Source organism: Alkalimonas sp. NCh-2, from assembly GCF_039631345.1.
GTDB classification, from domain to species: Bacteria; Pseudomonadota; Gammaproteobacteria; order Enterobacterales; family Alteromonadaceae; genus Alkalimonas; species Alkalimonas mucilaginosa.
Map to the genome: position 1 here is coordinate 188,712 of NZ_JBDIUV010000005.1, position 22,286 is coordinate 210,997.

Annotated in this window: 15 protein-coding genes; 7 read left to right on the forward strand and 8 right to left on the reverse strand. The window is 52.6% G+C overall.

Features of this window, described 5'->3' with window-relative positions; translation table 11 throughout:
* Window positions 1–163: 163 nt before the first annotated feature.
* The 4 genes from ABC502_RS13755 (at window position 164) to ABC502_RS13770 (ending at window position 8,422) form a co-directional block, all read left to right on the forward strand.
* The gene (locus tag ABC502_RS13755) at window positions 164–1,453 is read left to right on the forward strand and encodes a DEAD/DEAH box helicase (RefSeq protein WP_345916248.1); all 1,290 of its coding nucleotides are present in this window, start codon (window positions 164–166) and stop codon (window positions 1,451–1,453) included.
* Window positions 1,454–1,528: 75 nt separating this feature from the next.
* Complete coding sequence (locus ABC502_RS13760; protein ID WP_345916249.1) at window positions 1,529–3,112, forward strand: serine hydrolase; 1,584 nt, start codon at window positions 1,529–1,531, stop codon at window positions 3,110–3,112.
* A gap of 110 nt (window positions 3,113–3,222) precedes the next feature.
* Window positions 3,223–6,093, forward strand: coding sequence for an insulinase family protein (locus ABC502_RS13765; protein ID WP_345916354.1), 2,871 nt, complete (start codon window positions 3,223–3,225; stop codon window positions 6,091–6,093).
* 211 nt (window positions 6,094–6,304) lie between these two features.
* On the forward strand, window positions 6,305–8,422 hold the full coding sequence (locus ABC502_RS13770; protein ID WP_345916250.1) for a winged helix-turn-helix domain-containing protein: 2,118 nt from the start codon (window positions 6,305–6,307) through the stop codon (window positions 8,420–8,422).
* 21 nt (window positions 8,423–8,443) lie between these two features.
* Here ABC502_RS13770 and ABC502_RS13775 read toward each other — a convergent pair whose 3' ends face one another.
* Window positions 8,444–8,938, reverse strand: a complete 495-nt coding sequence (locus ABC502_RS13775) for a GNAT family N-acetyltransferase (protein ID WP_345916355.1) — start codon at window positions 8,936–8,938, stop codon at window positions 8,444–8,446.
* A complete protein-coding gene (locus tag ABC502_RS13780; protein ID WP_345916251.1) occupies window positions 8,935–9,201 on the reverse strand; it encodes a DUF1778 domain-containing protein in 267 nt (88 codons plus the stop codon). Before ABC502_RS13780 ends, ABC502_RS13775 begins: the two co-directional genes overlap by 4 nt.
* Window positions 9,202–9,523: 322 nt before the next feature.
* On the opposite strand from ABC502_RS13780, the gene ABC502_RS13785 reads away from it, so the two are divergent.
* Complete coding sequence (locus ABC502_RS13785; RefSeq protein WP_345916252.1) at window positions 9,524–13,816, forward strand: hypothetical protein; 4,293 nt, start codon at window positions 9,524–9,526, stop codon at window positions 13,814–13,816.
* A gap of 101 nt (window positions 13,817–13,917) precedes the next feature.
* Here the strand turns inward: ABC502_RS13785 and ahpF are convergent, their stop codons facing one another.
* Entirely contained in the window at window positions 13,918–15,462 is a 1,545-nt protein-coding gene (gene ahpF / locus ABC502_RS13790; RefSeq protein ID WP_345916253.1) for an alkyl hydroperoxide reductase subunit F, read from the reverse strand.
* Between the two features lie 179 nt (window positions 15,463–15,641).
* Window positions 15,642–16,208 (reverse strand): alkyl hydroperoxide reductase subunit C, encoded by a 567-nt coding sequence (ahpC, locus tag ABC502_RS13795; RefSeq protein ID WP_305946123.1) that lies wholly within the window; start codon window positions 16,206–16,208, stop codon window positions 15,642–15,644.
* 286 nt (window positions 16,209–16,494) lie between these two features.
* Between ahpC and ABC502_RS13800 the strand changes: the two genes are divergently transcribed.
* Together ABC502_RS13800 and ABC502_RS13805 are read left to right on the forward strand one after the other, a co-directional pair.
* Window positions 16,495–17,532 carry a DUF2868 domain-containing protein gene (locus ABC502_RS13800; protein WP_345916254.1) on the forward strand — a complete coding sequence of 346 codons (1,038 nt, stop codon included), beginning with the start codon at window positions 16,495–16,497 and terminating at the stop codon, window positions 17,530–17,532.
* The gene (locus tag ABC502_RS13805) at window positions 17,529–18,932 is read left to right on the forward strand and encodes a DUF3482 domain-containing protein (RefSeq protein ID WP_345916255.1); all 1,404 of its coding nucleotides are present in this window, start codon (window positions 17,529–17,531) and stop codon (window positions 18,930–18,932) included. The genes ABC502_RS13800 and ABC502_RS13805 overlap by 4 nt, the downstream gene beginning before the upstream one ends.
* Here ABC502_RS13805 and ABC502_RS13810 read toward each other — a convergent pair.
* The 4 genes from ABC502_RS13810 to ABC502_RS13825 form a co-directional block, all read right to left on the reverse strand.
* A complete protein-coding gene (locus ABC502_RS13810) occupies window positions 18,869–19,150 on the reverse strand; it encodes a type II toxin-antitoxin system RelE/ParE family toxin (RefSeq protein WP_345916256.1) in 282 nt (93 codons plus the stop codon). The genes ABC502_RS13805 and ABC502_RS13810 overlap by 64 nt on opposite strands.
* Window positions 19,151–19,155: 5 nt before the next feature.
* Window positions 19,156–19,398, reverse strand: a complete 243-nt coding sequence (locus ABC502_RS13815; RefSeq protein ID WP_345916257.1) for a DUF1778 domain-containing protein — start codon at window positions 19,396–19,398, stop codon at window positions 19,156–19,158.
* Between the two features lie 203 nt (window positions 19,399–19,601).
* On the reverse strand, window positions 19,602–21,431 hold the full coding sequence (gene glmS / locus ABC502_RS13820) for a glutamine--fructose-6-phosphate transaminase (isomerizing) (RefSeq protein ID WP_345916258.1): 1,830 nt from the start codon (window positions 21,429–21,431) through the stop codon (window positions 19,602–19,604).
* Window positions 21,432–21,472: 41 nt separating this feature from the next.
* Window positions 21,473–22,243, reverse strand: coding sequence for a DeoR family transcriptional regulator (locus ABC502_RS13825; protein WP_345916259.1), 771 nt, complete (start codon window positions 22,241–22,243; stop codon window positions 21,473–21,475).
* Between the last annotated feature and the right edge of the window lie 43 nt (window positions 22,244–22,286).

The following is a 22,286-nucleotide window of genomic DNA, read 5'->3' on the forward strand; positions in this document are numbered from 1 at the left end:
TCAGATATAACCAAAAGGAATTAGTGATCTTCTATCTATGCTTTAAGTACTAGATTTGACCCCATAGGCAGCTAACTTGTGGTTTCGATGGCACTGGCAACGGTTTTCAGGTATCCTGCCCGGCCGCCCTTTTGGCGGTTCTTTGTACAACAAGTGAGAATTTATGAGTTTTGCCTCCCTGGGCTTATCGGCCCCTTTGCTTGCAGCCATTCAGGCTGAAGGCTACGACACCCCTTCACCTATTCAGGCTCAGGCGATCCCTGCTGTGCTGGCTGGTCGTGATCTGATGGCCGCCGCCCAAACCGGGACGGGCAAAACGGCGGGTTTTACCCTGCCACTGCTGCAGCGGCTGGCTGAAGGCAAGCCTGCTTCGGCCAATCAGGCGCGTGCCTTGATTTTAACCCCTACCCGGGAGCTGGCGGCTCAGGTCGGAGACAGCGTGGTGCGTTATGGCAGCCGCTTGCCGCTCCGTTCGACCATCGTCTTTGGCGGGGTAAAAATCAATCCACAGATGCAAAAGCTGCGTAAAGGCGTCGATATTCTGATTGCCACCCCGGGCCGACTGCTTGACTTGTACCAACAAAATGCAGTGCGCTTTTCCGAGCTGGAAATCCTGGTACTGGATGAAGCCGACCGTATGCTGGATATGGGCTTTATCCGCGATATTCGCAAAATCCTGGCACTGCTGCCCAAGCAGCGGCAAAATCTGTTGTTCTCGGCGACCTTTTCCGACGATATCCGAGCCCTGGCCAAGACCATGGTCAATAACCCACTGGAAGTGTCGGTCAGCCCGGCCAACAGTACGGCCGAGCGGGTCGAGCAGTTGGTGTACCCGGTGGATAAAAACCGCAAGGCACAGTTGTTGATTGACCTGATTGTCGACAACCATTGGCAGCAGGTGCTGGTGTTTACCAAAACCAAGCATGGTGCCAATAAGTTAACCAAGCAACTGGAAACGGTGGGTATTCAGGCTGCGGCCATTCATGGCAATAAAAGCCAGGCAGCCCGTACCAAGGCGCTGGCAGGCTTTAAAAGTGGTGAAGTGCGGGTGTTGGTTGCCACCGACATAGCCGCCCGCGGCCTGGATATTGATCAATTACCACAAGTGGTTAATTACGATCTGCCCAATGTGCCGGAAGATTATGTGCATCGCATTGGCCGCACTGGTCGTGCAGGAGCCAGTGGCCATGCGGTGTCGCTGGTCTGTGCCGACGATGCCAAGTTGCTGCGCGATATTGAACGGGTGATTCGACAAGCAATACCGCGTCAGGTAAAAGCGGGCTATGAGCCCGTACATAATGTGCCGGCATCCAATCCGTCGCAGCCAGCACGCCGGCCGAAAAAACCAAAGAAACCAAGCGAGCACCGCGATGGTCAGCGCGCTGAAGGCTCTGCTCAGGCTAAAGCCCGCAGTCAGCATCGCCGCCCGGCCAGAACACCCAACGCCGGCTAGCTGGCCTGACCGATTTGGCCCCAGCGGCCAAATCGGCTAGTATGCTGGCCTTGAATGGTTATTTCGAGGCCCGGCATGCATCCCACGCTTTTCTCTTCTTACTTTGTTCGTTCCTTGCTGCTGAGCAGCCTGGCTGCCTTGGCATTGGCTGGCTGCGCCCTGCATTCCACTAGCTCAGAGCCATTGGCTGGGCTGGATCACTGGATTGAGCAAGGACGGCAGGACTGGCAGTTGCCGGGGTTGGCGGTGGCTGTGGTATACCGGGATGAAGTCATTTATGCCCGTGGTTTTGGCACTTTGGGGCTTTCATCCGAACTGCCGGTCAATGAACACACTTTATTTGGCGTGGCCTCTACCACCAAGGCGATGACAGCGACGGCGCTCGGTATCTTAGTGGATGAAGGCAAGCTCAGTTGGGACGATAAGGTGGTCGATCATCTGCCGTATTTTCAACTGGCCGATGACTGGGTGACGCAGGAAGTGCGTATTCGTGACTTACTCACGCATCGGGTGGGCCTTGGCCGCATCACCGGCAACCGCATTCAATTTATGCCTACCGCCAGCCGTGAGCAAGTGATCCGGCAGATGCGCTATCACGACTTTGAACAGCCTTTTCGCTCGGGGTTCGTTTACCACAATGTGATGTATTCGGTGGCCGGTGAAGTGGTGGCGGCAGTCAGTGGCCAAAGCTGGGATGACTTTGTGCGAGAGCGCTTATTCCAACCCCTTGGCATGACCCGCAGCAATACCTCCATTACCCAGTTTGTGCCGGACGATGCCAATATTGCCCTGCCGCATCAGTACATTGAGGGCGCAGTGGTCGAAATTGCCCGTCGTAACTTCGACAATGTTGGTCCTTCGGCTTCGGTTAATAGCAGTGTTTATGAAATGGCGCAGTGGATGCGGTTAAATCTGGGCGAGGCTGGTGTCTACCAAGGACAGCGGCTGGTCAGCGAAGCCGTGATGGCCGAGATCTTCAGTCCTCAAATGGCGGTGAGTCGCGCCAGCCGGACCGAGCCGGTACGGGCTTATGGCCTGGGCTGGTATCTGGAGGACTACCGTGGCTACCAAACCGCCAGCCATGGTGGTGCAACCGATGGCTTTAATACGCTGGTAACTCTGGTACCGGAGCTGGAGCTCGGCATCGTGGTGATTGGCAATACCTTTGAAAACTTCCGCCCGGCGGTGACCCGCACCATTATCGATCGTATCGCCGGCTTACCACCTCACGATTGGCACAGCACCTATTTAGCGCAGTACCAGCAGAACTTTGCCGAAGCCAGCGCAGCACGACAGCAGATAGAGCAACAGCGTCAGCCCGATGCAGCGGCTAGTTTAAGCGCAGCAGAAATCACAGGTCGTTATCAGCACGATTTGTACGGCAGTGCCAACGTGCAGCAAAACGAAGCTGGCGAGCTGCTGTTAAGCTTCTGGGACGATGGGGTTTCTAAACTTACCCTGGAGCACTGGCAGGGCGACAGCTACCGGGCTCACTGGCACAACAAAGCACAGCGGGAGAAGTTTGTGCACTTTGCCAAAAATGAGGATGGTACCATCGAACTAAGCGTGGAGTGGACACTAAGACCCCAGTTGCTGCAGGTTGGCATTTACCCGACGCCCTACAGCCGTATTTCTGTTTTCCAGCAACAGCAGCCGTAAAGCGAGACATATCCGCTTACAAATTGGGGACAGTACCAACTGGCTTGCATCGCTGGTATTCAGTAGCATTCGGCCAGGTATTTATCGTGCTGTTGCCAAGGAATAAGATGATGAAGAAACTGTTCGTGGTGAGCGCCATTGCTCTGGCTGTGATCACCGGTTGTGCCCAACCACCCAGGGTGCCACAGGAAACCACTGCGCAGCAGCAAGCGGCTGCTGTGCTGGTAAGCCCCAATGATCTGCGGGCCTACAAAACACTGACACTGCCAAACCAACTGGAAGTGATACTGGTGTCGGACCCTGCCACAGAAAAATCTGCAGTATCGCTTAGTGTTGCGGCTGGCATGTTGCAAGACCCAATGACGCAGCAAGGCCTGGCTCATTATTTGGAACACATGCTGTTTATGGGCACGGAGCGTTACCCGGATCCTGCTGAGTACGCAGCATTTTTCAGTCAGCACAATGGTGCATACAACGCCTATACCTGGCTCGATATCACCAACTACATGTTTGAAATCAATAACAGCGTGTACGATGAAGCGCTGGATCGTTTCTCCGATTTCTTTAAATCGCCGAAGTTTTACCCCGAATACTCGGACAAAGAACGCAATGCGGTTAACGCCGAACACTCGATGCGCCGCGAGCAGGATTCTTTAGCGCAGTTTGAGCTGATGCGCCGGATGTTTGGTGACCACCCATCGAATCGTTTCCTGGCTGGCAGCCTGGAAAGCTTAAGCGATAAGCCGGGCAGCAAACTGCATGAGGAAATGCTGGCTTACTACGACCGTTATTACTCGGCCAATAATATGAAACTGGCGATGATCAGCAATCGGCCACTGGCGGAGATGGAGCTGCTGGCACGACAACACTTTTCCGACATCGAAAACAAAGAGATTGCCACTCCAACGGTGACCGCCGAGCTGGACAACCGTCTGTTTGGTGGCAAGCGCATTCACTATGTGCCCAATCAGGATGTGAAACAGCTGCGACTGGATTTCACTATTCGCGATAACTCCGATCAGTATGCGGTCAAACCGAATGAGTTTATCGCCTACTTGCTGCGCTCGGAAATGCCGGGTACCGCTGCGGCACAGTTAATAGCCTCTGGTCTGGTTTCCAGCTTTAATGTGTCGGTGAGTCCAGACTTATACGGCAACTACGGCAGTCTGAACATTGACATGAGTCTGACCGATGCCGGCATGCAGCAACGCGAGGCCATTACGGCGGTGGTGATGCAGTACCTGGATCTGATCAAGCAACAAGGTGTGGATGAAAAATACTACCAGGAAATCAAAACCAGCCTGGCCAACCAGTTTCAGTTTCTGGAAAAAACCGATGGCTTTGGCTATGCCTCAGGGCTGACGGCCAGCATGTTGAAACGCCCGGTGCAGCATGCCATTGCAGCGCCCTTTATCTATGAGCGTTTTGATGCTGAAGCCATTGAGCAGGTGCTGGCGCAGCTGACGCCGGAGAATCTCCGGGTCTGGTACATCAGCCAACAAGAGCCGCACGACAGCGAGTTGGTGCACCATGTTGGCAAGTATAAGATTGTCGATATCAGCGCTGAAGAAATGGCGGCCTGGCAGCAGCCGCAACTGGCGCTGAATTTGCCACAGATCAATCGCTTGTTGCCGGAAAGCTTTGCGATTAAAGCCCGTACCGAGCAACAAAAGCCTGAACTGGTGGTCGAGCACAACGGCATCGCTGCCTGGTTGTACCCAAGTCAGGTGTTTAGCGACCAGCCCAGAGGCCGGTTGGACATTGTGCTTAACAGCCCCGCGGCTCAAAATGACATCAAGGCCCGGGTTGCTTTTGCACTGTGGCGGGATTTGTACAATCTTGAGCAAAGTGCACTGCGCACCGAAGCCCGTGTTGCAGGCATCGGCGTCTGGTTAAGCGATGGCAATGGCTTAACTTTAAATCTGGATGGCTTTACCGACAAGCAACCCGAGTTGCTGGAGCAATTGCTAAGCGGACTGACCCCACGCATTACCGAAACGGGTTTTTCGCAAGCGGTCGATCGTTATGTGCGGGGCCTTGCCAACCAAAGTCGTCAGGTGCCTTTTCGTCAGGCTTTCTGGGCTTTTAACAGCCTGTATCGCGGTGGCAACTACAACCCGGAGCAACTGATTGCCGCAGCGCAGTCGATGACACCTGACGACTTGACAGCTTTTATGGCCGAGACGCTGAGTGCCAACCAGGTGCGGGTCTTTGCCTTTGGCAATTACGATCAGCAGGATGTGCAGACGCTGGTCAACAAGCTGGATGCCGCCTTGCCGGCCAGTCGAACCACCACGCCTTACGCCCAAAGCCTCTTTTGGAAGCCAGCAGCGGGTGAGACGCTGGTACTGCAGCGCGATATTCATGTCACCGATGTGGCGCTGATCGATATGCATGTGCATCCTGAGCAAGGCATGGCGGTGCGTGCCGCTGCCAATGTGCTGGCATCGCACTTTTCCAACCAGGCCTTTGACACCTTGCGCAGTGAAGAGCAACTGGCTTATGCAGTGGGCGGTACCGCCATCGATCTGAATAACTACACCGGTTTTGGTTTGTACATTCAGACCCCGGTCAAAGGCCCAGCCGATATGCAGCAGCGCTTTGATGACTTTAAGCACCAATACTGGCAGCGCTTGCAGCAGGTCACGCCAGAGCAATTTGCGGCGCTGCAGCAAAGCTTGCTGATCAGCTTAAAGGAGCCACCGAAAAACCTACAGGAAGAAATGCGGCCGCTGGTCAGCGACTGGTACCGCGAGCGCTTTGACTTTGCTAGCCGTGAGCGCTTGATTGCAGCCGTTGAGGAGGTGACGCTGGCGGATGTCCAAGCTTTCTACCAGCAAACCTTACTGAACCCGGAAGCAGCACGGATATCGGTGCAGATGCGTGGCACTGCGTTCAGTGAGCAACCGTTCGCTAGCTTGCCAAACCAGCGGTTGATAACCGATTTAGCCGAGTTCCAGCGTCGGATGGCAACACAATAAATGAAAATGCCGGGGTTCCCGGCATTTTTTTGTCCGAAGGTTATTTATTCTTACTCTCCAAGCGAGCGGTTTCTTTGCCTGGTAGATGCGTGTTGCCTGAATGACTTGAACTGATGCAAAATTGTCAATACTATCAAATTTTTGTGCTAGCATACGCTCTTTGTACCCGCAGCAGCGCAGCCAGGAAACGACGTAGGATGGAAGTAAAGTTATGATGCCGGAACAGCCCGTGCGCTTTGGCGACTTTATCCTTTGCCCGGTCAATCAGCAATTGCAAACAACGGAGCAAAATATCACGCTGGAGCCTAAAGTCTACAGTGTGCTGTGCTATCTGATGACCCATCATCAGCGATTTGTTAGCCTGGAGGAGTTGCACCAGCAGGTCTGGGCGGGCCGCGTAGTCAGTGATACGGCTGTGCGCCGCACCATCAGTAAATTGCGCGCTGCCTTACAGGATCAAGCCGAAACACCCAAATACATCCAGTCCGCAGCCAGGCGTGGCTACCGTTGGCTTGCTGAGGTTGAGCCGGTAGCAACCACCTCATCCATAAAGCCTGCAAGAGAACCCTCTCTGACACCAGCTCACACTATTTCCGATACCTCCGTAGCAGCCGCCGAGGAGATGGACTCGCCAACCATCAGTGCACGAAAAACGCTGAAACCCTGGTGGCTGGCTATGCCACTGGTATTGTTAGCCGGCTTACTGGGCTGGCTGATGTTTCCGGAAACCGAGCCGACCTGGCAGCGGTTAGATCCTTTGCCAACCATTGAAGGTGAAAAGTTGGCGCTGGCGATTTCCCCGGACAGAAACGCCATTGTGTATTCCTCCAACTCCATGAATCATGCCGGGCAAGAGCTGTATTGGCACCACTTGGAAAGTGGCAGAACACGACAGCTTACTTCGGGTAATCACCAAATCATGTGGGCTGAGTATCATCACGATGGCCAATCGCTGTTTTATCATGACTACCAACAAGGTTTGTATCAGTTATACCGGCGGCCTATCAGTTCAAGTGGCGAGTGGCTTGGGCCAGCTGAAGCCTTATTGCCACCACAGCCCAGAATGTTGCAGCTAACATCCATTCCTGGTACAGACAAGCTCTTGCTCAGTATGGGCCAGTCAGATGCCATGCAGATCAAGCAGTTGGATCTGATTAGTGGGGAGTTACAGCCATTGACCCATGCCGTAATAGGCAACTCTTCGGACTATCCGTTTGCCCTTTCCGCAGACAACTCTATGCTGGCTTATCTACGGACCGCCAAAGCACAGCCACATTTGCTCACTGTAGTGCAGCGTGAAACCGGGCGCGTACTGCACCAACAAGTGTACCCCGACATCGCTTTCAGGCTTAAATTCTACGACGATGAACACTTGCTGATATTGGACGACAAGGCGCTGACCCTGATGCACTGGCCCAGTGGAGCCAGCCAAATGATCGAAAGCAACCAGGAGCAAGGTGGTCCGGGATTGAGTCGTTTTCTGGTTCGGGTTTCAGAGCAGGATTGGCTGCAAAGTCGTATTGTCGGAAATGTCCAAGGCTTTCTGCATCAATTTGGACCCATCGGTGATTTGTCAAACCGTGCCATTGTTGCCAGTTTAGCTCCTGGCGCCACCATGTATTTGACAGCAACACCAGGCCAGTACCTGATGGTACAGCGGCAGGCGGCACTGAGTCGTTTAGTGTTGCAACAACCGGATGGTCAAAGCCTCACCCTACTGGATGTTGAAGATGCCAATTTGATGATTCAAGCGGTGCATCCAGATGGGGAGCAGGTAGTGTTGTTTCTGCATGGCCGTCCCCATTTGTTTCGTATCCCTGAAGGGCAGCTAACGGCTCTGTCAGTTCGTCCACAACTTTGGCAAAGCGCCAGGTTTGAAGGCTCCGGCCAGGCAGTGATTCTAACCTACATTGAAAATGCTGCGCCGGTCACTGTGCGGTATCAACTGGATAATGGGCAGATCACCCCGATGCATCAAGGGGAACGCGTGGTGGCCTCGCTATCCGCCAATGACTTTATTGTGCTGCGGGATGATCAGCACTTTGCCAGAGTCCGGTATGGGAAAACGGAGTTGTTGCCTATCCAGACCAGGCAACAGTTTGTTGGCAGTATTCACCTGCGGCAGAACATGCTGTTTTGGGGAGAGACCGACTTAAAGAATACCTGGATTTACCGCTACGATCTGACCTCGGGTGAGTTGCAACAGTGGCAGGCCGATCGCAGGCAAATGCTGCAACATTTCGATATCAGCCCGGATGCGACCCTGTGGTTGTTGCGCCATGTCCCACGGATAGATACGCAAATATACCCGGCTCGTAGTCGCTTCTAGCTGAAGCTCTTACTGGCATCACTAAGGCTTTACGCTATTGAACCGTAGCATCAGCACCGTGGGATCGACCGGGGATACCTGAAAGCCGTAGTGCAGGTAAAATGATTTGGCGCGCTCATGCAGCGCATGCACCAGCAGGGCACGTACCCCTGTGTGCTGTGCTACATGCAGCGCCCGCTTTACCGCATCTTGCAATAGGGCAGCTCCCAATTGCATGCCCTGCGCTTGCTGATCCACCGCCAGGCGGGCTAACACCAGCACCGGAATAGGGTCGGGCATATTCCGGCGCACCGTGCTGCTGGCCGCCGGCAATGCGACAGCCCCGGCTGCCATGGCGTAGTAGCCTAACACCGCATCGGTCTTATCGGTCACCACAAAGGTACGGCTGGCCCCGCACAGCTGATTGGCCATCGCCCGGCGTTTTAGCCAGGTATCCAGCACGACTTCACCAGAGGAAAAGTGTTCAAGGCTATGGTGCGGTGCAAGCGGCCGTGGAGCGGTAAGCTCCAGCATCAGGCGTTATCCCAGGGCGCTTTGAGCGCCATCAAGCGCTCCAGGCCGGGACTCTGCGCAGGGGGCGCGTCCAACAGCTCGACAAAGGCCTGGTATTTACCGGCATCCAACTGAAAATGCACCTGATCCAGCAGCACATTCTGCGCCAGCTCACAGGCAGCTTCCAGCATAAAATCCGAGCGATTTTTACCCAGCAGGCTGGCCGCTTGATCGATCAGATCCCGCTGCTCGGGCAAGGCCCGTAGATTAATGGCTGCAGCACGCATGGCAACTCCCCAGCTATACAATAGATATACAAAGCTTAGGTTGGTGTGTAGCTGTTGTCAATACGCGCTATATTGAAGAGCTTTATGTGCTTTACTAAGTTTGCTGGCTCTATGGATTGCAGTAGCAGCTGTACTCTGGGTGCAGCAACATGGATTAAATGATGAATTATAAATGCTACGGTGCTAACTCCTTGCTCAGTCACTTTTTGTGAGGCACTCTTATTAACTCGTAAAGTGAACTTTAAGTCTACGCTTTAAACATAACTTATTGTTTTTTATTGATATCAGTCAGCTGATGCCGTAAAAAACTCTGGAAAAAACCATGAATTTCAGGCCCGTTCCTCTTGAGCGAAAGTTTTCTCAAGTATCCAGTGAAGTTGAAAGCCCCTCTGAAACTGATTACGCCAGTTTATTTGGAACCGGCAAAGCCATCACTTGGAAAGAACTGGAGTCTGAAAGTCGAGTGGTGATACTTGCTGATGCTGGCGCTGGAAAAACTGTGGAAATGGATGCCCAGGCACGGAAAATGTCAGATCAAGGCAAGTATGCTTTTTTTATCAGAATTGAAGATATTGACCGTGATTTTGTGCAAGCCTTTGAAGTGGGGGATGAAGAGCAATTTGAGCAGTGGTTATCCTCGACAGAACCAGCATGGTTTTTTTTGGATTCAGTCGATGAAGCTTTGTTAATTGCTCCGAAATCTTTTGAAAAAGCAATCAGACTCTTTTCCCGTCGAATAAAGAGTGCAGTTCATCGGGCACATATTTATATTTCAAGTCGTCCATATGCTTGGCGTTTTTCCGCAGATCGACAACTAATCGACGATCTGCTCCCATCTGCGGCGCCCAGAGATTCTCACGATAAACAAAACCATAACGAATCAGCTGAGACAGGATTAAAGCTATATGCACTTAAACCGCTTGATAAGTTAGACATCCTCTATTTCGCGACATGCCGTGATGTGCCAAATATTGAATTATTAATTACCGAGATCGAAAGAAAAAGCTTGATGGCAATGGCCTCACGCCCATTTGATCTCGATGGTATCTTGGTGAAATGGAAAACAGATCAGCAGCTTGGTAGTCGCTTGGAGTTAATGCAATTTACTATTGAGACCAAGTTGAAAGAAATTGATCCAAATCGCGCACGGATTCAGTCATTAAGTCAGGAAAAAATCAGGGATGGTGCGAGGTTACTTGCCGCTGCTGTGACTTTATCTGGAAACAGTGGTATTCGTGTTCCTGACAGCACTCATGAACAAATAGGAATTGATGCCGCCAAACTATTAAAAGATTGGACACCAATCGAAATACAAGTCTTGCTGGAAAAGGCAATATTTAATGATATCATTTACGGGGCAGTTCGGTTTCGTCACAGAGAGATCAGAGAATTATTAACGGCAGAGTGGTTTCACTCGCTTCTGGAGAATGGGCACTCGCGTCGTACGATTGAATCATTATTTTTTCAGGAAAAATATGGTCAAACAGTTATTACTCCGCGTCTTCGACCTATTCTTCCATGGTTAATTCTATTTGACAGTAAGGTCAGAGAAAGGGCACTTGAACTCAGTCCTGAAATAGCTGTTGAGGGTGGCGACATCTCACAGTTACCGATAGAGCTAAGAAAGAAAATATTGGTTGATATCGTGTCCCAAATAGCCGCAGGAGATGATAGTCGCGGAGCAAGAGACAATAACGCTATCGCCCGAATCGCATTGTCAGATTTATCAGATATCACGTTGCACCTGATAAAGCAGTACAAAGAGAATGATGAGGCTATTTTCTTTCTGGGCAGATTGGTTTGGCAAGGTAATATGGCAAATTGCCTTGATGAACTCTTTCCTATAGCTCTGAATGGTTACCGCGATGTATATGCAAGGGTGGCATCTACTCGTGCAATTTTTACTGTGGGAAATAGCGAGTTAAAAGTTACTTTATGGCGTGAATTACTAGAGGCTCCAGAACAGCTCGCTCTGGAAATTCTGTCTGAGATGATTGATGAAGCACCAAGCAACTTGCTAAGTATTGAGTTGTTACTAAAATCCCTAAGTAAGTTACCACCCTATGATCGTTTTCAAAATAGCTTAATACGTCGCAGAATCAGCAGATTTATTGACTGTGTTGCGGCCAGCCCTGATTCAGTTAGCCTGTTAGCCCGACTGATTGATGGCATTTACGATTATCTTCAACTTGAGCCTTTCCTTGAGTGGGGTGAGTTTCGAGTCTCTAAGGAGTTTATCTGGCTGGTGGTTCCAGCGCTCCACGCGATTGAGAAATTAATCATTTGCAGGGCTCCAGCATGCTTTAATCATTCAGTGCTTGAAATATTGCTTAATCAGCCATCAGTTAAGTTTTGGCATGCCTCGGAATTACCAGAATATGTGGGAGCCATTAAAGAGCTAGTGCCACAGTGGCCAGCGTTAAACGATGAGCTATTCTGGCGTGCGATAGAAAGCGAGCGTGAGAAACAAAGCGCAGAGAATAAGCATGTTGTTGATTGCTGGCCGGTTCTTTGCGTGGATCCGCTTTTTAAATTCGATGCAGATAGCTTTGAGAGAGTAGTAGCTTTCATAAAGAATAAAGGGTTGTTTGATGATCGACTGGTTGCTATCACACTTGCAGCAAGACTCTATCATTCGCTTGATAAACCAAGCGCATGGTTGCCAAAACTTCAAGCTGCGGTTGAGGAAGAGCAAGCGCTCATAACTGAGCTACAGAGTCATTTGTATCCTAAACCTTCAGAATCGCAGCTAAAATACGAAGAACAGCGGCGTCAGTTTGAGTTAAGTCAGGTTGTACGAGCTCGAAGAAAAGATCATCAACGAAAATTATGGATAGCCAGATTACGAAATAATCCAGAAGCAGTTCGACAGCCCAAAAATCTTGCCTCAGATGAAATATCTAATGATCAGTCTTGGTTACTTGAAGAGCTTCGTTATGGCGTAGAAAGGGATAGCATAGTTCCAACTAAAGATTGGCAATCGTTAGTTAATGATTTTGGTACGGAAGTCGCAGGCGCATTTCGCGACTCTGTCATGGCGTTCTGGCGTAATTTCCAGCCTGAAGTAGGCTCGGAAGGTGGGGATATTAGTACATATCCGCATGCACTTATTTTTGCAATGACTGGTATTGAGGTTGAAGCGAATGAAGCCCCTGGGTTTCCCGATAATTTATCTTCTGAAGAGGTTGCTCATGCTTTGCGTTTTATCACTTGGGAAATAAATGGATTTCCAAGCTGGTTTGAAAAAGTGTTTCGAGCATTTCCTGAGCAAGTATGCACTACGGTTTGGCATGAGTTAAAGTGGGAGCTTGATACTGCTGAATCTGATCAATCGAAGCACTACATACTGCACGACTTAGTGTATTACGCGCCATGGATACACAATGCGCTTGGGCAACCATTGCTCAGTTACTTGAATACTGCTGTCTTAGCTAATATCCAATGTTTAAGATATTGCATCAGAATTCTTATTAATGCCGATCTCCCTCAAAAAGACTTTTTAGCTTTGGCTAAGAAAAATGCTACCACCTATGCCCCATCTAAAACACAACCTTTATGGTATGCGCTCTGGGTGAGCTTAGATCCGGAGTCCGGTACTCATGCTGTAAAAGCATGGCTACAATCTAAGTCAAATGAAGATGCCACCGTGGACGCTCAATGGTTTGCTGCTGCGCTTATGGGAAGCAGAAGTAGCGACAGTCTTTTTGAACACAGTAAAGCTCGTTGGAATGCTACGCATTTAAAATCTTTGTATGTTCTCATGTATCAGCAGATCCGTGTTGAAGACGACATTAATCGTGTAGGTAAAGGAGTATATTCTCCTGAGCTAAGAGATGATGCTCAGGATGCTAGAGATGCTCTATTCAAAAAGCTGACAGAGTTTTCTGGTAAAGAAACTTACATAGCATTATGTGAGCTGGCAGAGCAGCACCCAGTGGTTTCATACCGGTCTTGGATGTCGCAATGCGCAAAGAGCCATGTGATAAGAGAATCAGACATCCAGCCATGGAACGAAGAAGATGTGTATTTGTTAAAAACCCAACAAGTCTTAACACCTTCAAGTCACGAACAGCTGTATAAGATTGGTTTGTTGCACTTGGAAGAGTTAAAGCACTGGTTAGAAAGTGGCAATGACAGTTCGGCACCAACGTTTAGACGAGTAACTAATGAAAATGAAATGCGAGCAATCTTAGCCAGAGAGCTGAGGGTTATATGTAAAAAAACTTACATCGTTTCAGAAGAGCAACCTTTAGCCAACGCGCAACGACCGGATATTTGGTTACAGCACCAGAATGTGAGTTCACCGGTACCTATAGAGCTAAAAATCTTAGATAAAAAGTGGTCGGGTCCAAAGTTGTGTGAGCGTTTAAGAAATCAGCTCGTGGGCGATTATTTGAGAGAAACAACAGCTGGATGTGGCATTTTTTTGTTGGTTTGGCAGGGTGAAGAAGATAAGAAGCGTTGGAAAGTAGATGGCAACATTGTTGGTTTAGAGCGGCTAAGTGTAGCACTTAAACAATATTGGCTCAGTATTTCAATGCAGTTCCCAAATGTGAGCAATATCGAAGTTGTCGTTATTGACCTGACAAAAAGGGCTGATGTTTCAGCTGACTAGAGTTCATCTGGTTCATGTTCAGCAGTAACTATCTGATGAACCAGTTCGATATCAAAAAAACGGCAACCCGAAGGTTGCCGCAAAGGGGACGCGCTTTAAATTTAGTGACGGATCAGGTAGTCAAAGGCTCCAAGCGAGGCATTGGCGCCGCTGCCCATCGCAATAACAATCTGCTTGTAAGGGGCTGTGGTGGCATCGCCGGCTGCAAATACGCCAGGCAATGACGTTTGGCCGCGCTCATCAACGATGATCTCACCGCGTGGGCTCAGCTCCACCGCACCGCGCAGCCATTCGGTGTTCGGTACCAGACCGATTTGCACGAAGATACCTGCCAGCTCGATGTGGTGGCTGTCTCCGCTGTTGCGATCGGTGTACTGAATGCCATTCACCTTGTTGCCATCACCGGTCACTTCGGTGGTCTGAGCTTCAGTAATGATGGTGATATTGCCCATGGAGTTGGCTTTGTTCACCAGCACCGCATCGGCGCGCAGCTCGGCGGCAAATTCCAGCACCGTGACATGCTCAACAATACCGGCCAGGTCGATGGCTGCTTCAATGCCGGAGTTGCCACCGCCAATTACTGCGACTTTCTTGCCTTTAAACAGTGGGCCATCGCAGTGCGGGCAGTAGGCCACGCCTTTGCCACGGTATTCCTGCTCGCCCGGCACATTCATTTCACGCCAGCGGGCGCCCGGAGCCAGAATCAGGGTTTTGCTTTTCAGCACAGCGCCGTTGGCCAGCTCCAACTCGACTTGCTCAGACTTGCTGAGCTTGGTCGCACGCTGGTTGTTCATAATGTCCACTTCGTACTGGCGGACATGAGCTTCCAATGCGTTGACCAGCTTCGGACCCTCGGTGTATTGCACCGAGATAAAGTTTTCAATGCCGACGGTATCGGCCACCTGGCCACCAAACCGCTCGGCCAATACGCCGGTGCGCAGGCCTTTACGGGCAGCATACACCGCAGCAGAAGCACCAGCCGGGCCACCGCCCACTACCAGCACATCAAAGGGATCTTTTTGTTTCAGCGCTTCAGCCTGACGGGCTTCGGCGTTGACATCAATTTTCTGGATAATCCGCTCCAGCGTAATGGCGCCTTGGGAGAACTGCTCGCCATTTAAAAACACGGTCGGTACCGCCATCACATTGCGATCGCTGACTTCCTGTTGGAACAGGGCGCCGTCGATCATCACGCTGGTAATGTTGGGGTTAATGGCTGCCATCATATTCAGCGCCTGCACCACTTCCGGGCAGGTCTGGCAGCTTAACGAAATATAGGTTTCAAATTCAAAACGGCCGGTCAGCTGGCGGATTTGTTCAATCAGCTCTGGCTCAATCTTGATCGGATGGCCACCTGAGTGCAGCAAAGCCAGCACCAAAGAGGTAAATTCGTGGCCCATCGGTACACCGGCAAAGGTAATGACGGTACCTTTGTCGGCCGAGTGCACCTGCATGGCCGGGGCACGCTTGGATGCGCTGTCGTCGCGGCGCAGGCTGACCAGATCCGATAAACTGGCAATCTCAGTCGCCAGGGTATTTAATTCCTGAGCTTTGGCGCTATCGTCCAGAGATACGACCAGCTCTACCTGGGATTTCAGGTTCTGCAGATAGCTGCTTAATTGTTGTTTCAGGTTGGTATCTAACATTGAGTCTACTCCATCTCTTGACTGTGTTTAGCGCGTTGTTTCGGGCAAAGCTTGAGTGTAGCCAGCATCCAAAGATGCTGGCTGAGTACCGTTTTACAGCGCAGGGGGAGAAGCTGAAACCAGCTTCAGTAGTGAGGCGTGGTTTCAGCGTCCGCTGCCAGGCAACGGTGGTGCGGCATTTAGATTTTGCCTACCAGGTCCAGTGATGGAGCCAGAGTAGCTTCACCTGGAGTCCATTTGGCCGGGCAGACTTCGCCGTCGTGGTTTGCTACGTACTGAGCCGCTTGCACTTTACGGAACAGCTCAGCAGCGCTACGGCCGATACCCAGGTCATGGATTTCAGCAACTTTGATTTCGCCTTCAGGGTTGATAACGAAAGTACCACGCAGAGCCAGGCCTTCTTCTTCGATCATCACGCCGAAGTTGCGGGTGATAGCACCAGTCGGGTCACCGATCATTGGGTATTCGATTTTCTTGATGGTCTCAGACGCATCGTGCCATGCTTTGTGGGTGAAGTGGGTGTCGGTAGACACAGAGAACACTTCCACACCGATGTCACGGAACTGCGGGTAGAAATCAGCCAGGTCGCCCAGCTCAGTTGGGCAAACGAAGGTGAAATCCGCCGGGTAGAAACACACAACAGACCACTTACCCAGTAAGTCCTGCTCGGTTACTTCGATAAATTTACCATTTTGAAAAGCAGTGGCTTTAAAAGGTTTGATCTTGGTATTGATAATTGAAGACATTGTCTTCCTCCATTTCAGTTAATAACATTGGGTGTTTCGACAGGTGCTACTGTACCAAGTGGCACCCATTATGCAAAATGAATAAAACAAATAGCTTTAATCAATTATATCGATAAGGGTTAACTCTTATCGCACAGTGGCCTGATGTGCAGATTAATGGGGGCATCTGCGGCAATTTCAACCAGCTATGACCAGCTTGCCTGCAAAAACAAACAGTAAAGAGTGTTCCACTGCGCTATCCTGACATAAGATAATGACCAGAACATGAATCCAATCACAGAGGCCAATGCTATTGAATGCAGTTCCGGAACAACTGGTGTTGCCCTGGTGGCGCTGGCCGCTGGCGGGCTTGTTGGGCATGCTGCTGGGCGCTGCCAGCCTGAATTACAGCGCCGATGGCCGCCTTAATGTGCTGTTGCTCTGGTTGCTGTGGGCTGGCCTGCCCTTGCTGGGTAGCTTGCTGGCACTGGGGCTGATGCTGCGCCCTGGCCGGCCCTGGCTGGCTCGATTTAGCAAGCTACCGCTGTATTGGCAACCGCAGCGTCATCAGCAGTGGTGGCTGCTGGCCCAGCTGAACTGGTTGTGGTGCTGGTTTGGACTGGGGATCGGGCTGGTCTTTCTGCTGTTGTTGTTACTGTCGGACTTGGCTTTTGGCTGGAGCTCTACCCTGCTGCTGGAACAAGCGGCCGTGCTTCAGCTGACCCAGTGGCTTAGCTGGCCCTGGCACAGCCTCTGGCCTGCTGCGGTGCCAGATAATACGTTAATTGAGCAGAGCCGCTTTGCCCGCATTGAGCAACAATCGGCGCTGCTTGCGCAAACCAGCGGCTGGTGGCCCTTTTTGGCCATGAGCCTGCTGTGCTACAACCTGCTGCCACGGCTGGCGCTGGCGCTTTTTTGCCAGTGGCAAAGCCGGCGCAGCCAACCGCAGTTGAAAATCCAGCAAGCCAGCCCGGCGTCATCAGCCACAGCCGAACCAGCTACCGAGCTTACCACTACTTCGTTGGCAGAGTGGCAACAGGCCAGTTTGCTGCAATGGCAATTACCAGCCAGTGCAGAGGCGCTGACATTGGGGCAGGACGACTGGCAGCAGGATAACGATGCCTTTTGTTCGCTACTGGCAACCAAGCCTAAGCAACTGCTGTGGCGGGTGCCGGCCAGTCGCAGCCCGGTGGCGGAGCTTTCCGACTGGATGGCGCTGGCCCGCAAGCAGGGCATTGCACAGGCGCTTTGGCTGCAACAGGATGCCAGCAACGCGCGGCACAGCGCCAGTTGGCAGGCCTTTGCCAAAGCCGAGCAGCTGGCCTGGCTGGAGGAGAATGCATGACAACAGCACCACAATTTTGTGTAGTCGGCCATCCGAACCAGGGCAAGTCGTCGATAGTATCGACCCTGGTAGAAAACGACGCGGTGCGGGTTGGGGTAGAATCTGGCACCACCCGTGAAGCCGAGCGCTTTGAATTTGTGTTAAATGGCAAGGTGCTGCTGGCACTGACCGATACCCCGGGTTTTCAGCGTGCCCGCCAGGTGCTGGCCTGGTTACAGCAGGTGCCGGTAGCGCCAGCCGAGCGACCGGCCCGGGTACGGGCTTTTTTGGCCGAACCTTCGCACCAGCAGCAGTTTCCCGATGAGGTGGCGCTGTTAAGCCCCATTATGGCCGGTAGCGGCATTTTATTTGTCACCGATGCCAGCAGCCCGGTCAGTGCCACCGACGAGGCAGAGATGGAAATTCTGCGCTGGACCGGACAACCACGGATGGCGCTGATCAACCCGATAGCTCCCAGCAACCACAGCCAAAGCTGGCAGCTTAGCTTGAACCAAAGCTTTCAGTGGGTGCGGGTGTTTAACCCGATGACCGCCACCCTGCCGGCCCGCCAGGCACTGTTTCAGGCCATGGCAGAGCTGACCCCAGACTGGACCACTGCTTTGACGGAACTCAACCGCCAGTTGCTGCAACGTGAGCAACAGCGGCTGCAGCAGGTCAGCATTGACCTGGCTGGCTATTGGTGTGCCCAGCTAAGTTTTCGCCAGCCGTTGTCGTTGCTGCCACCTTCGCTCCTAAAGCAGCCGGAGGTCTGGCTGCAGCAACAACTGGATCAGGCTGAAAGCCAGTTGTTCGAGCAGTTGGCGCAAAGCTGGGGCCATGGCCAGAGCGAGCTGGCCCGTCAGCTCGACTGGCCGATAGAGCGCGACCGGCTAATGAATACCGAAACCTGGTACCTGTGGGGGCTGCAGCAAAAGGAGCTGCTGCTGGTCAGCGGCGGCGCAGGTATGGCAACCGGGGCCATGCTGGATCTGGGCCTTGGCGGCAGCTCACTGATGCTGGGCGCGTTATCCGGCGGTGTGCTGGGATCGGCCGCCGGCTGGCTGGCCAGCAAGCAGTTGCCCGGCAAGAAGCTGGGTTGGTTGCCGCTTAGTCAGGAGCGGCATTATATCGGCCCGGTGCAGCACCCGAATTTTCCGCTGGTACTGATGGCCCGGGCACTGACTTTTGTGCAGCTGTTGTGGCTAAGGCCGCACGCCGAGCGCAGCCGGCTGGCACTAACGACTCAGGCCAGCGACTGGGATAAGAAAGCACAGGTGCAACTGCTGCAATGGAGCAAGCAGTTGCAGCAGGGCAAATGGAAAGCAGCACACAGTCAGGCGCTGACTGACTGGATCCGTCAACAGTTGCAGCAACGATTGCACAACATCTGGCAGCAGGAACAGCAGCACAGCTTTACCTGACTAAAGATGTTTGAGAGGCGGTATTTTGCCACCAAAAGGTTGGGGAAGGTGCTTGAGAAAGTCCGGCCTGGCAGCGCTTTGGTAGCAATGGCGTGAAAGGCCTCTTTAAGGCCGTCCCGGTACTGTTTCAGCATGTCGCTACCCCAACGGTCCAGGGTATAACGTGCCACTTCCCGCAGGTCTTGTTCTGCATCGGCGGTAAGCACATAGGGCAGCATTATTGTTAACTCTTTTCCCGTTCAGCCTCGGCAAAAATCTCGTCAACCGTGCGGGTGGCAAAGTTGCCCTGTTCGGCAGCGTGGATGCGCGGCGCCAAAAAGTTTTCCAGCGCTTTCAGGGCGTTTTGTTCGTCATCATCGGGCAGTGTGCGCTCAAGCACATAGTCCTTGATGGATTTACCTTGCAGGGCTGCGGCGGCTTTCAGGCGCTGATGCTGCGCCGGGGTAACTTCGATGGAAAGTCGCATGGGGAGCTCCTCGTCACGATAAGGGAATTCTGCCAAGTATAAGTTGGCCACAACAAATGTTCAATAATGCACATTTGTTGTTTTACCTTGGGCCACCAGTTTTCCCCAGCACCATTTCAGCACTGTGGACGCAAGCAATGAAAAGGCCAGCAAAGATGCTGGCCCGAACCGCGAATAACACTAAAAACAGAAAAAACAATAACTTATTCGACAGTAACGCTCTTCGCCAAGTTCCGCGGCTGGTCCACATCGGTCCCTTTGATAATGGCAACGTAGTAGCTCAGCAACTGCAACGGAATGGTGTAGAGCACCGGGGCCAGCCAGGGGTGGCTGTGGGGGACGTTGATCACCCGCATGGTGTCGTCGGACTGGAAGCGGGCGTCGGCATCGGCGAACACGTACAGGATCCCGCCGCGGGCGCGCACTTCCTCGACGTTGGATTTCAGTTTTTCCAGCAGCTCGTTGTTCGGCGCTACCACGATGATCGGCATATCGGCATCGATCAGTGCCAGCGGGCCGTGCTTAAGCTCGCCGGCGGCGTAGGCTTCGGCGTGGATGTAGGAGATTTCTTTCAGCTTCAGCGCCCCTTCCATCGCGATGGGGTACTGATCGCCGCGGCCTAAAAACAGCGCGTGGTGCTTATCGGCAAACTCTTCGGCCAAAGCTTCAATCTGGCCAGCCAGAGTTAAGCTTTGTTCCAGCACCGCCGGCAGTTGGTTCAGTGCCTGCACCAGCTGCTGCTGGGTGGCCGCATCCATGCCATGGTGTTTGCCAATGGCCAGGCTCAGCATGGCCAGGCCGACCAATTGGGTGGTAAAGGCCTTGGTGGAAGCCACGCCGATTTCAGCACCGGCCCGGGTCATAAAGGCTAAGTCGGATTCACGCACCAGGGAGGAACCCGCTACGTTGCAGATGGTTAAACTGCCAAGATAGCCCAGCTCTTTGGCCAGGCGTAGTGCCGCCAGCGTATCGGCGGTTTCGCCGGACTGGGAGATGGTGACCAGCAGGCTGTTCGGCTGCACAAAGGATTTGCGGTAACGGAATTCGGAGGCAATTTCCACATTGCAGGACACGCCAGCCATGGCTTCCAGCCAGTAGCGGGCCACCATGCCGGAGTGGTAGCTGGTGCCACAGGCGACGATTTGTACATGCTGTACCTGCTTAAACAGCTCGCTGGCACCATTGCCGAAGGTTTCATCCAGCACAGTGTCGGCACTTAAACGCCCTTCCAGCGTATTGCTGACCGCATGCGGCTGCTCGTAGATTTCTTTCAGCATAAAGTGGCGGTACGGGCCTTTGTCGCCGGCATCGTAGCTGACGTTGGACTCGTGCAGCTCGCGCTCGACCGGCTGGCCGTCTTTGTCAAAGATCTGCACGCTGTGGCGGCTGATTTCGGCCACATCGCCTTCTTCCAAAAAGATAAAGCGACGGGTGACCGGCAACAGCGCCAGCTGATCGGAGGCAATAAAGTGCTCACCAATACCGACGCCAATCACCAGCGGGCTGCCGGAGCGGGCCACCACCAAACGGCTGGCATCGGTGCTGTCCATCAGCACAGTGCCGTAAGCACCATGCAGCTGCGCCACGGCCTTTTGCACCGCACTAAGTAAAGAATCAGTCTGCTGCAGCTCCTGCTCAACCAAATGGGCAATCACTTCGGTATCGGTATCGGAGTTAAAGACATAGCCTTGCTGTTGCAGCTGCTGGCGCAGTGGTTCGTGGTTCTCAATAATGCCGTTATGCACCACGGTAATGCGGCTGGAGACGTGCGGGTGGGCGTTGCGTTCACTCGGCTCGCCATGGGTGGCCCAGCGGGTATGAGCGATGCCGGTACCGCCACTCAGCGGCTCGGCCGCGACCGCATCGACCAGCTCTTTCACTTTGCCCAGCCGACGGCAGCGCTGCAAGCCGCTGTCTGGGTTCAGTACCGCCAAACCGGCCGAGTCATAGCCGCGGTATTCCAGCCGGCGTAAGCCTTCCAGTAAAATCTCTGCCACATCCCTTTGCGCCACAGCGCCTACAATGCCACACATACAAACTCCCTATTCAATTCAGATACGTTTACTAAGGTTAATTAGTCGGCCTCAGCGCGGATCACGCTGACACCCTGTTGTTCAATCATGGCCGCATCGGCTTTGGCTAAGCCGGTATCGGTGACCAGCACTTTGATCGCCTGCCATGGCAGCTCCAGATTATGAATTTTCCGGCCCAGCTTATCGGACTCCACCATTACAATGACCTCCCGCGCTACTTCGGCCATCACCCGACTTAAGCTGTACAGCTCGTTGTAGGTGGTGGTACCTCGGGCTAAATCCAGCCCATCGGCACCGATAAACAGCTGATCAAAATCGTAGGCACGCAGTACCTGTTCAGCCAGCTGGCCTTGAAAGGACTCGGACTGCGAATCCCAGCTGCCGCCGGTCATCAGCAAGGTCGGTTCATTTTCCAGCTCACGCAGCGCATTGGCCACCGCCAGCGAGTTGGTCATCACCACCAGGCCCTGTTTGTGCGCCAGCTCCGGCAATAACGCCGCTGTGGTGCGACCGCTGTCGATGATGATGCGGTAGTGATCTTTGATCAAGCTGGCAGCGGCTTTGGCAATGGCTATCTTTCGTTTCGAAACTTGCTCCAGGCTGGAGTCGGTAACAAAGTCCTGTGGCACCAACACAGCACCACCATAACGGCGTAGTAAAAGCCCGGCTTCTTCCAGCACAGTGAGGTCTTTACGAATAGTGACTTCCGAGGTTTGAAAGCGCTCGGCCAATTGCTCCACAGACACTTCGCCATGCTGCTGCAGCTCAGTCATAATCAAATGACGGCGTTGCTGGGTATTGCGTTTATTCATTCAGCACCACAAGTTTCGATTTGAAAGATATTTTAACGAAAAG

What these genes read in the sequence shown, in the direction of transcription:
- ABC502_RS13755 (WP_345916248.1), top strand. Translation starts at nt 164, where the DNA reads ATGAGTTTTGCCTCCCTGGGCTTATCGGCCCCTTTGCTTGCAGCCATT.
- ABC502_RS13760 (WP_345916249.1), top strand. Translation starts at nt 1,529, where the DNA reads ATGCATCCCACGCTTTTCTCTTCTTACTTTGTTCGTTCCTTGCTGCTG.
- ABC502_RS13765 (WP_345916354.1), top strand. Translation starts at nt 3,223, where the DNA reads ATGAAGAAACTGTTCGTGGTGAGCGCCATTGCTCTGGCTGTGATCACC.
- ABC502_RS13770 (WP_345916250.1), top strand. Translation starts at nt 6,305, where the DNA reads ATGATGCCGGAACAGCCCGTGCGCTTTGGCGACTTTATCCTTTGCCCG.
- ABC502_RS13780 (WP_345916251.1), bottom strand. Translation starts at nt 9,201, where the DNA reads ATGCGTGCTGCAGCCATTAATCTACGGGCCTTGCCCGAGCAGCGGGAT.
- ABC502_RS13785 (WP_345916252.1), top strand. Translation starts at nt 9,524, where the DNA reads ATGAATTTCAGGCCCGTTCCTCTTGAGCGAAAGTTTTCTCAAGTATCC.
- ahpF (WP_345916253.1), bottom strand. Translation starts at nt 15,462, where the DNA reads ATGTTAGATACCAACCTGAAACAACAATTAAGCAGCTATCTGCAGAAC.
- ahpC (WP_305946123.1), bottom strand. Translation starts at nt 16,208, where the DNA reads ATGTCTTCAATTATCAATACCAAGATCAAACCTTTTAAAGCCACTGCT.
- ABC502_RS13800 (WP_345916254.1), top strand. Translation starts at nt 16,495, where the DNA reads ATGCTATTGAATGCAGTTCCGGAACAACTGGTGTTGCCCTGGTGGCGC.
- ABC502_RS13805 (WP_345916255.1), top strand. Translation starts at nt 17,529, where the DNA reads ATGACAACAGCACCACAATTTTGTGTAGTCGGCCATCCGAACCAGGGC.
- ABC502_RS13810 (WP_345916256.1), bottom strand. Translation starts at nt 19,150, where the DNA reads ATGCTGCCCTATGTGCTTACCGCCGATGCAGAACAAGACCTGCGGGAA.
- ABC502_RS13815 (WP_345916257.1), bottom strand. Translation starts at nt 19,398, where the DNA reads ATGCGACTTTCCATCGAAGTTACCCCGGCGCAGCATCAGCGCCTGAAA.
- glmS (WP_345916258.1), bottom strand. Translation starts at nt 21,431, where the DNA reads ATGTGTGGCATTGTAGGCGCTGTGGCGCAAAGGGATGTGGCAGAGATT.
- ABC502_RS13825 (WP_345916259.1), bottom strand. Translation starts at nt 22,243, where the DNA reads ATGAATAAACGCAATACCCAGCAACGCCGTCATTTGATTATGACTGAG.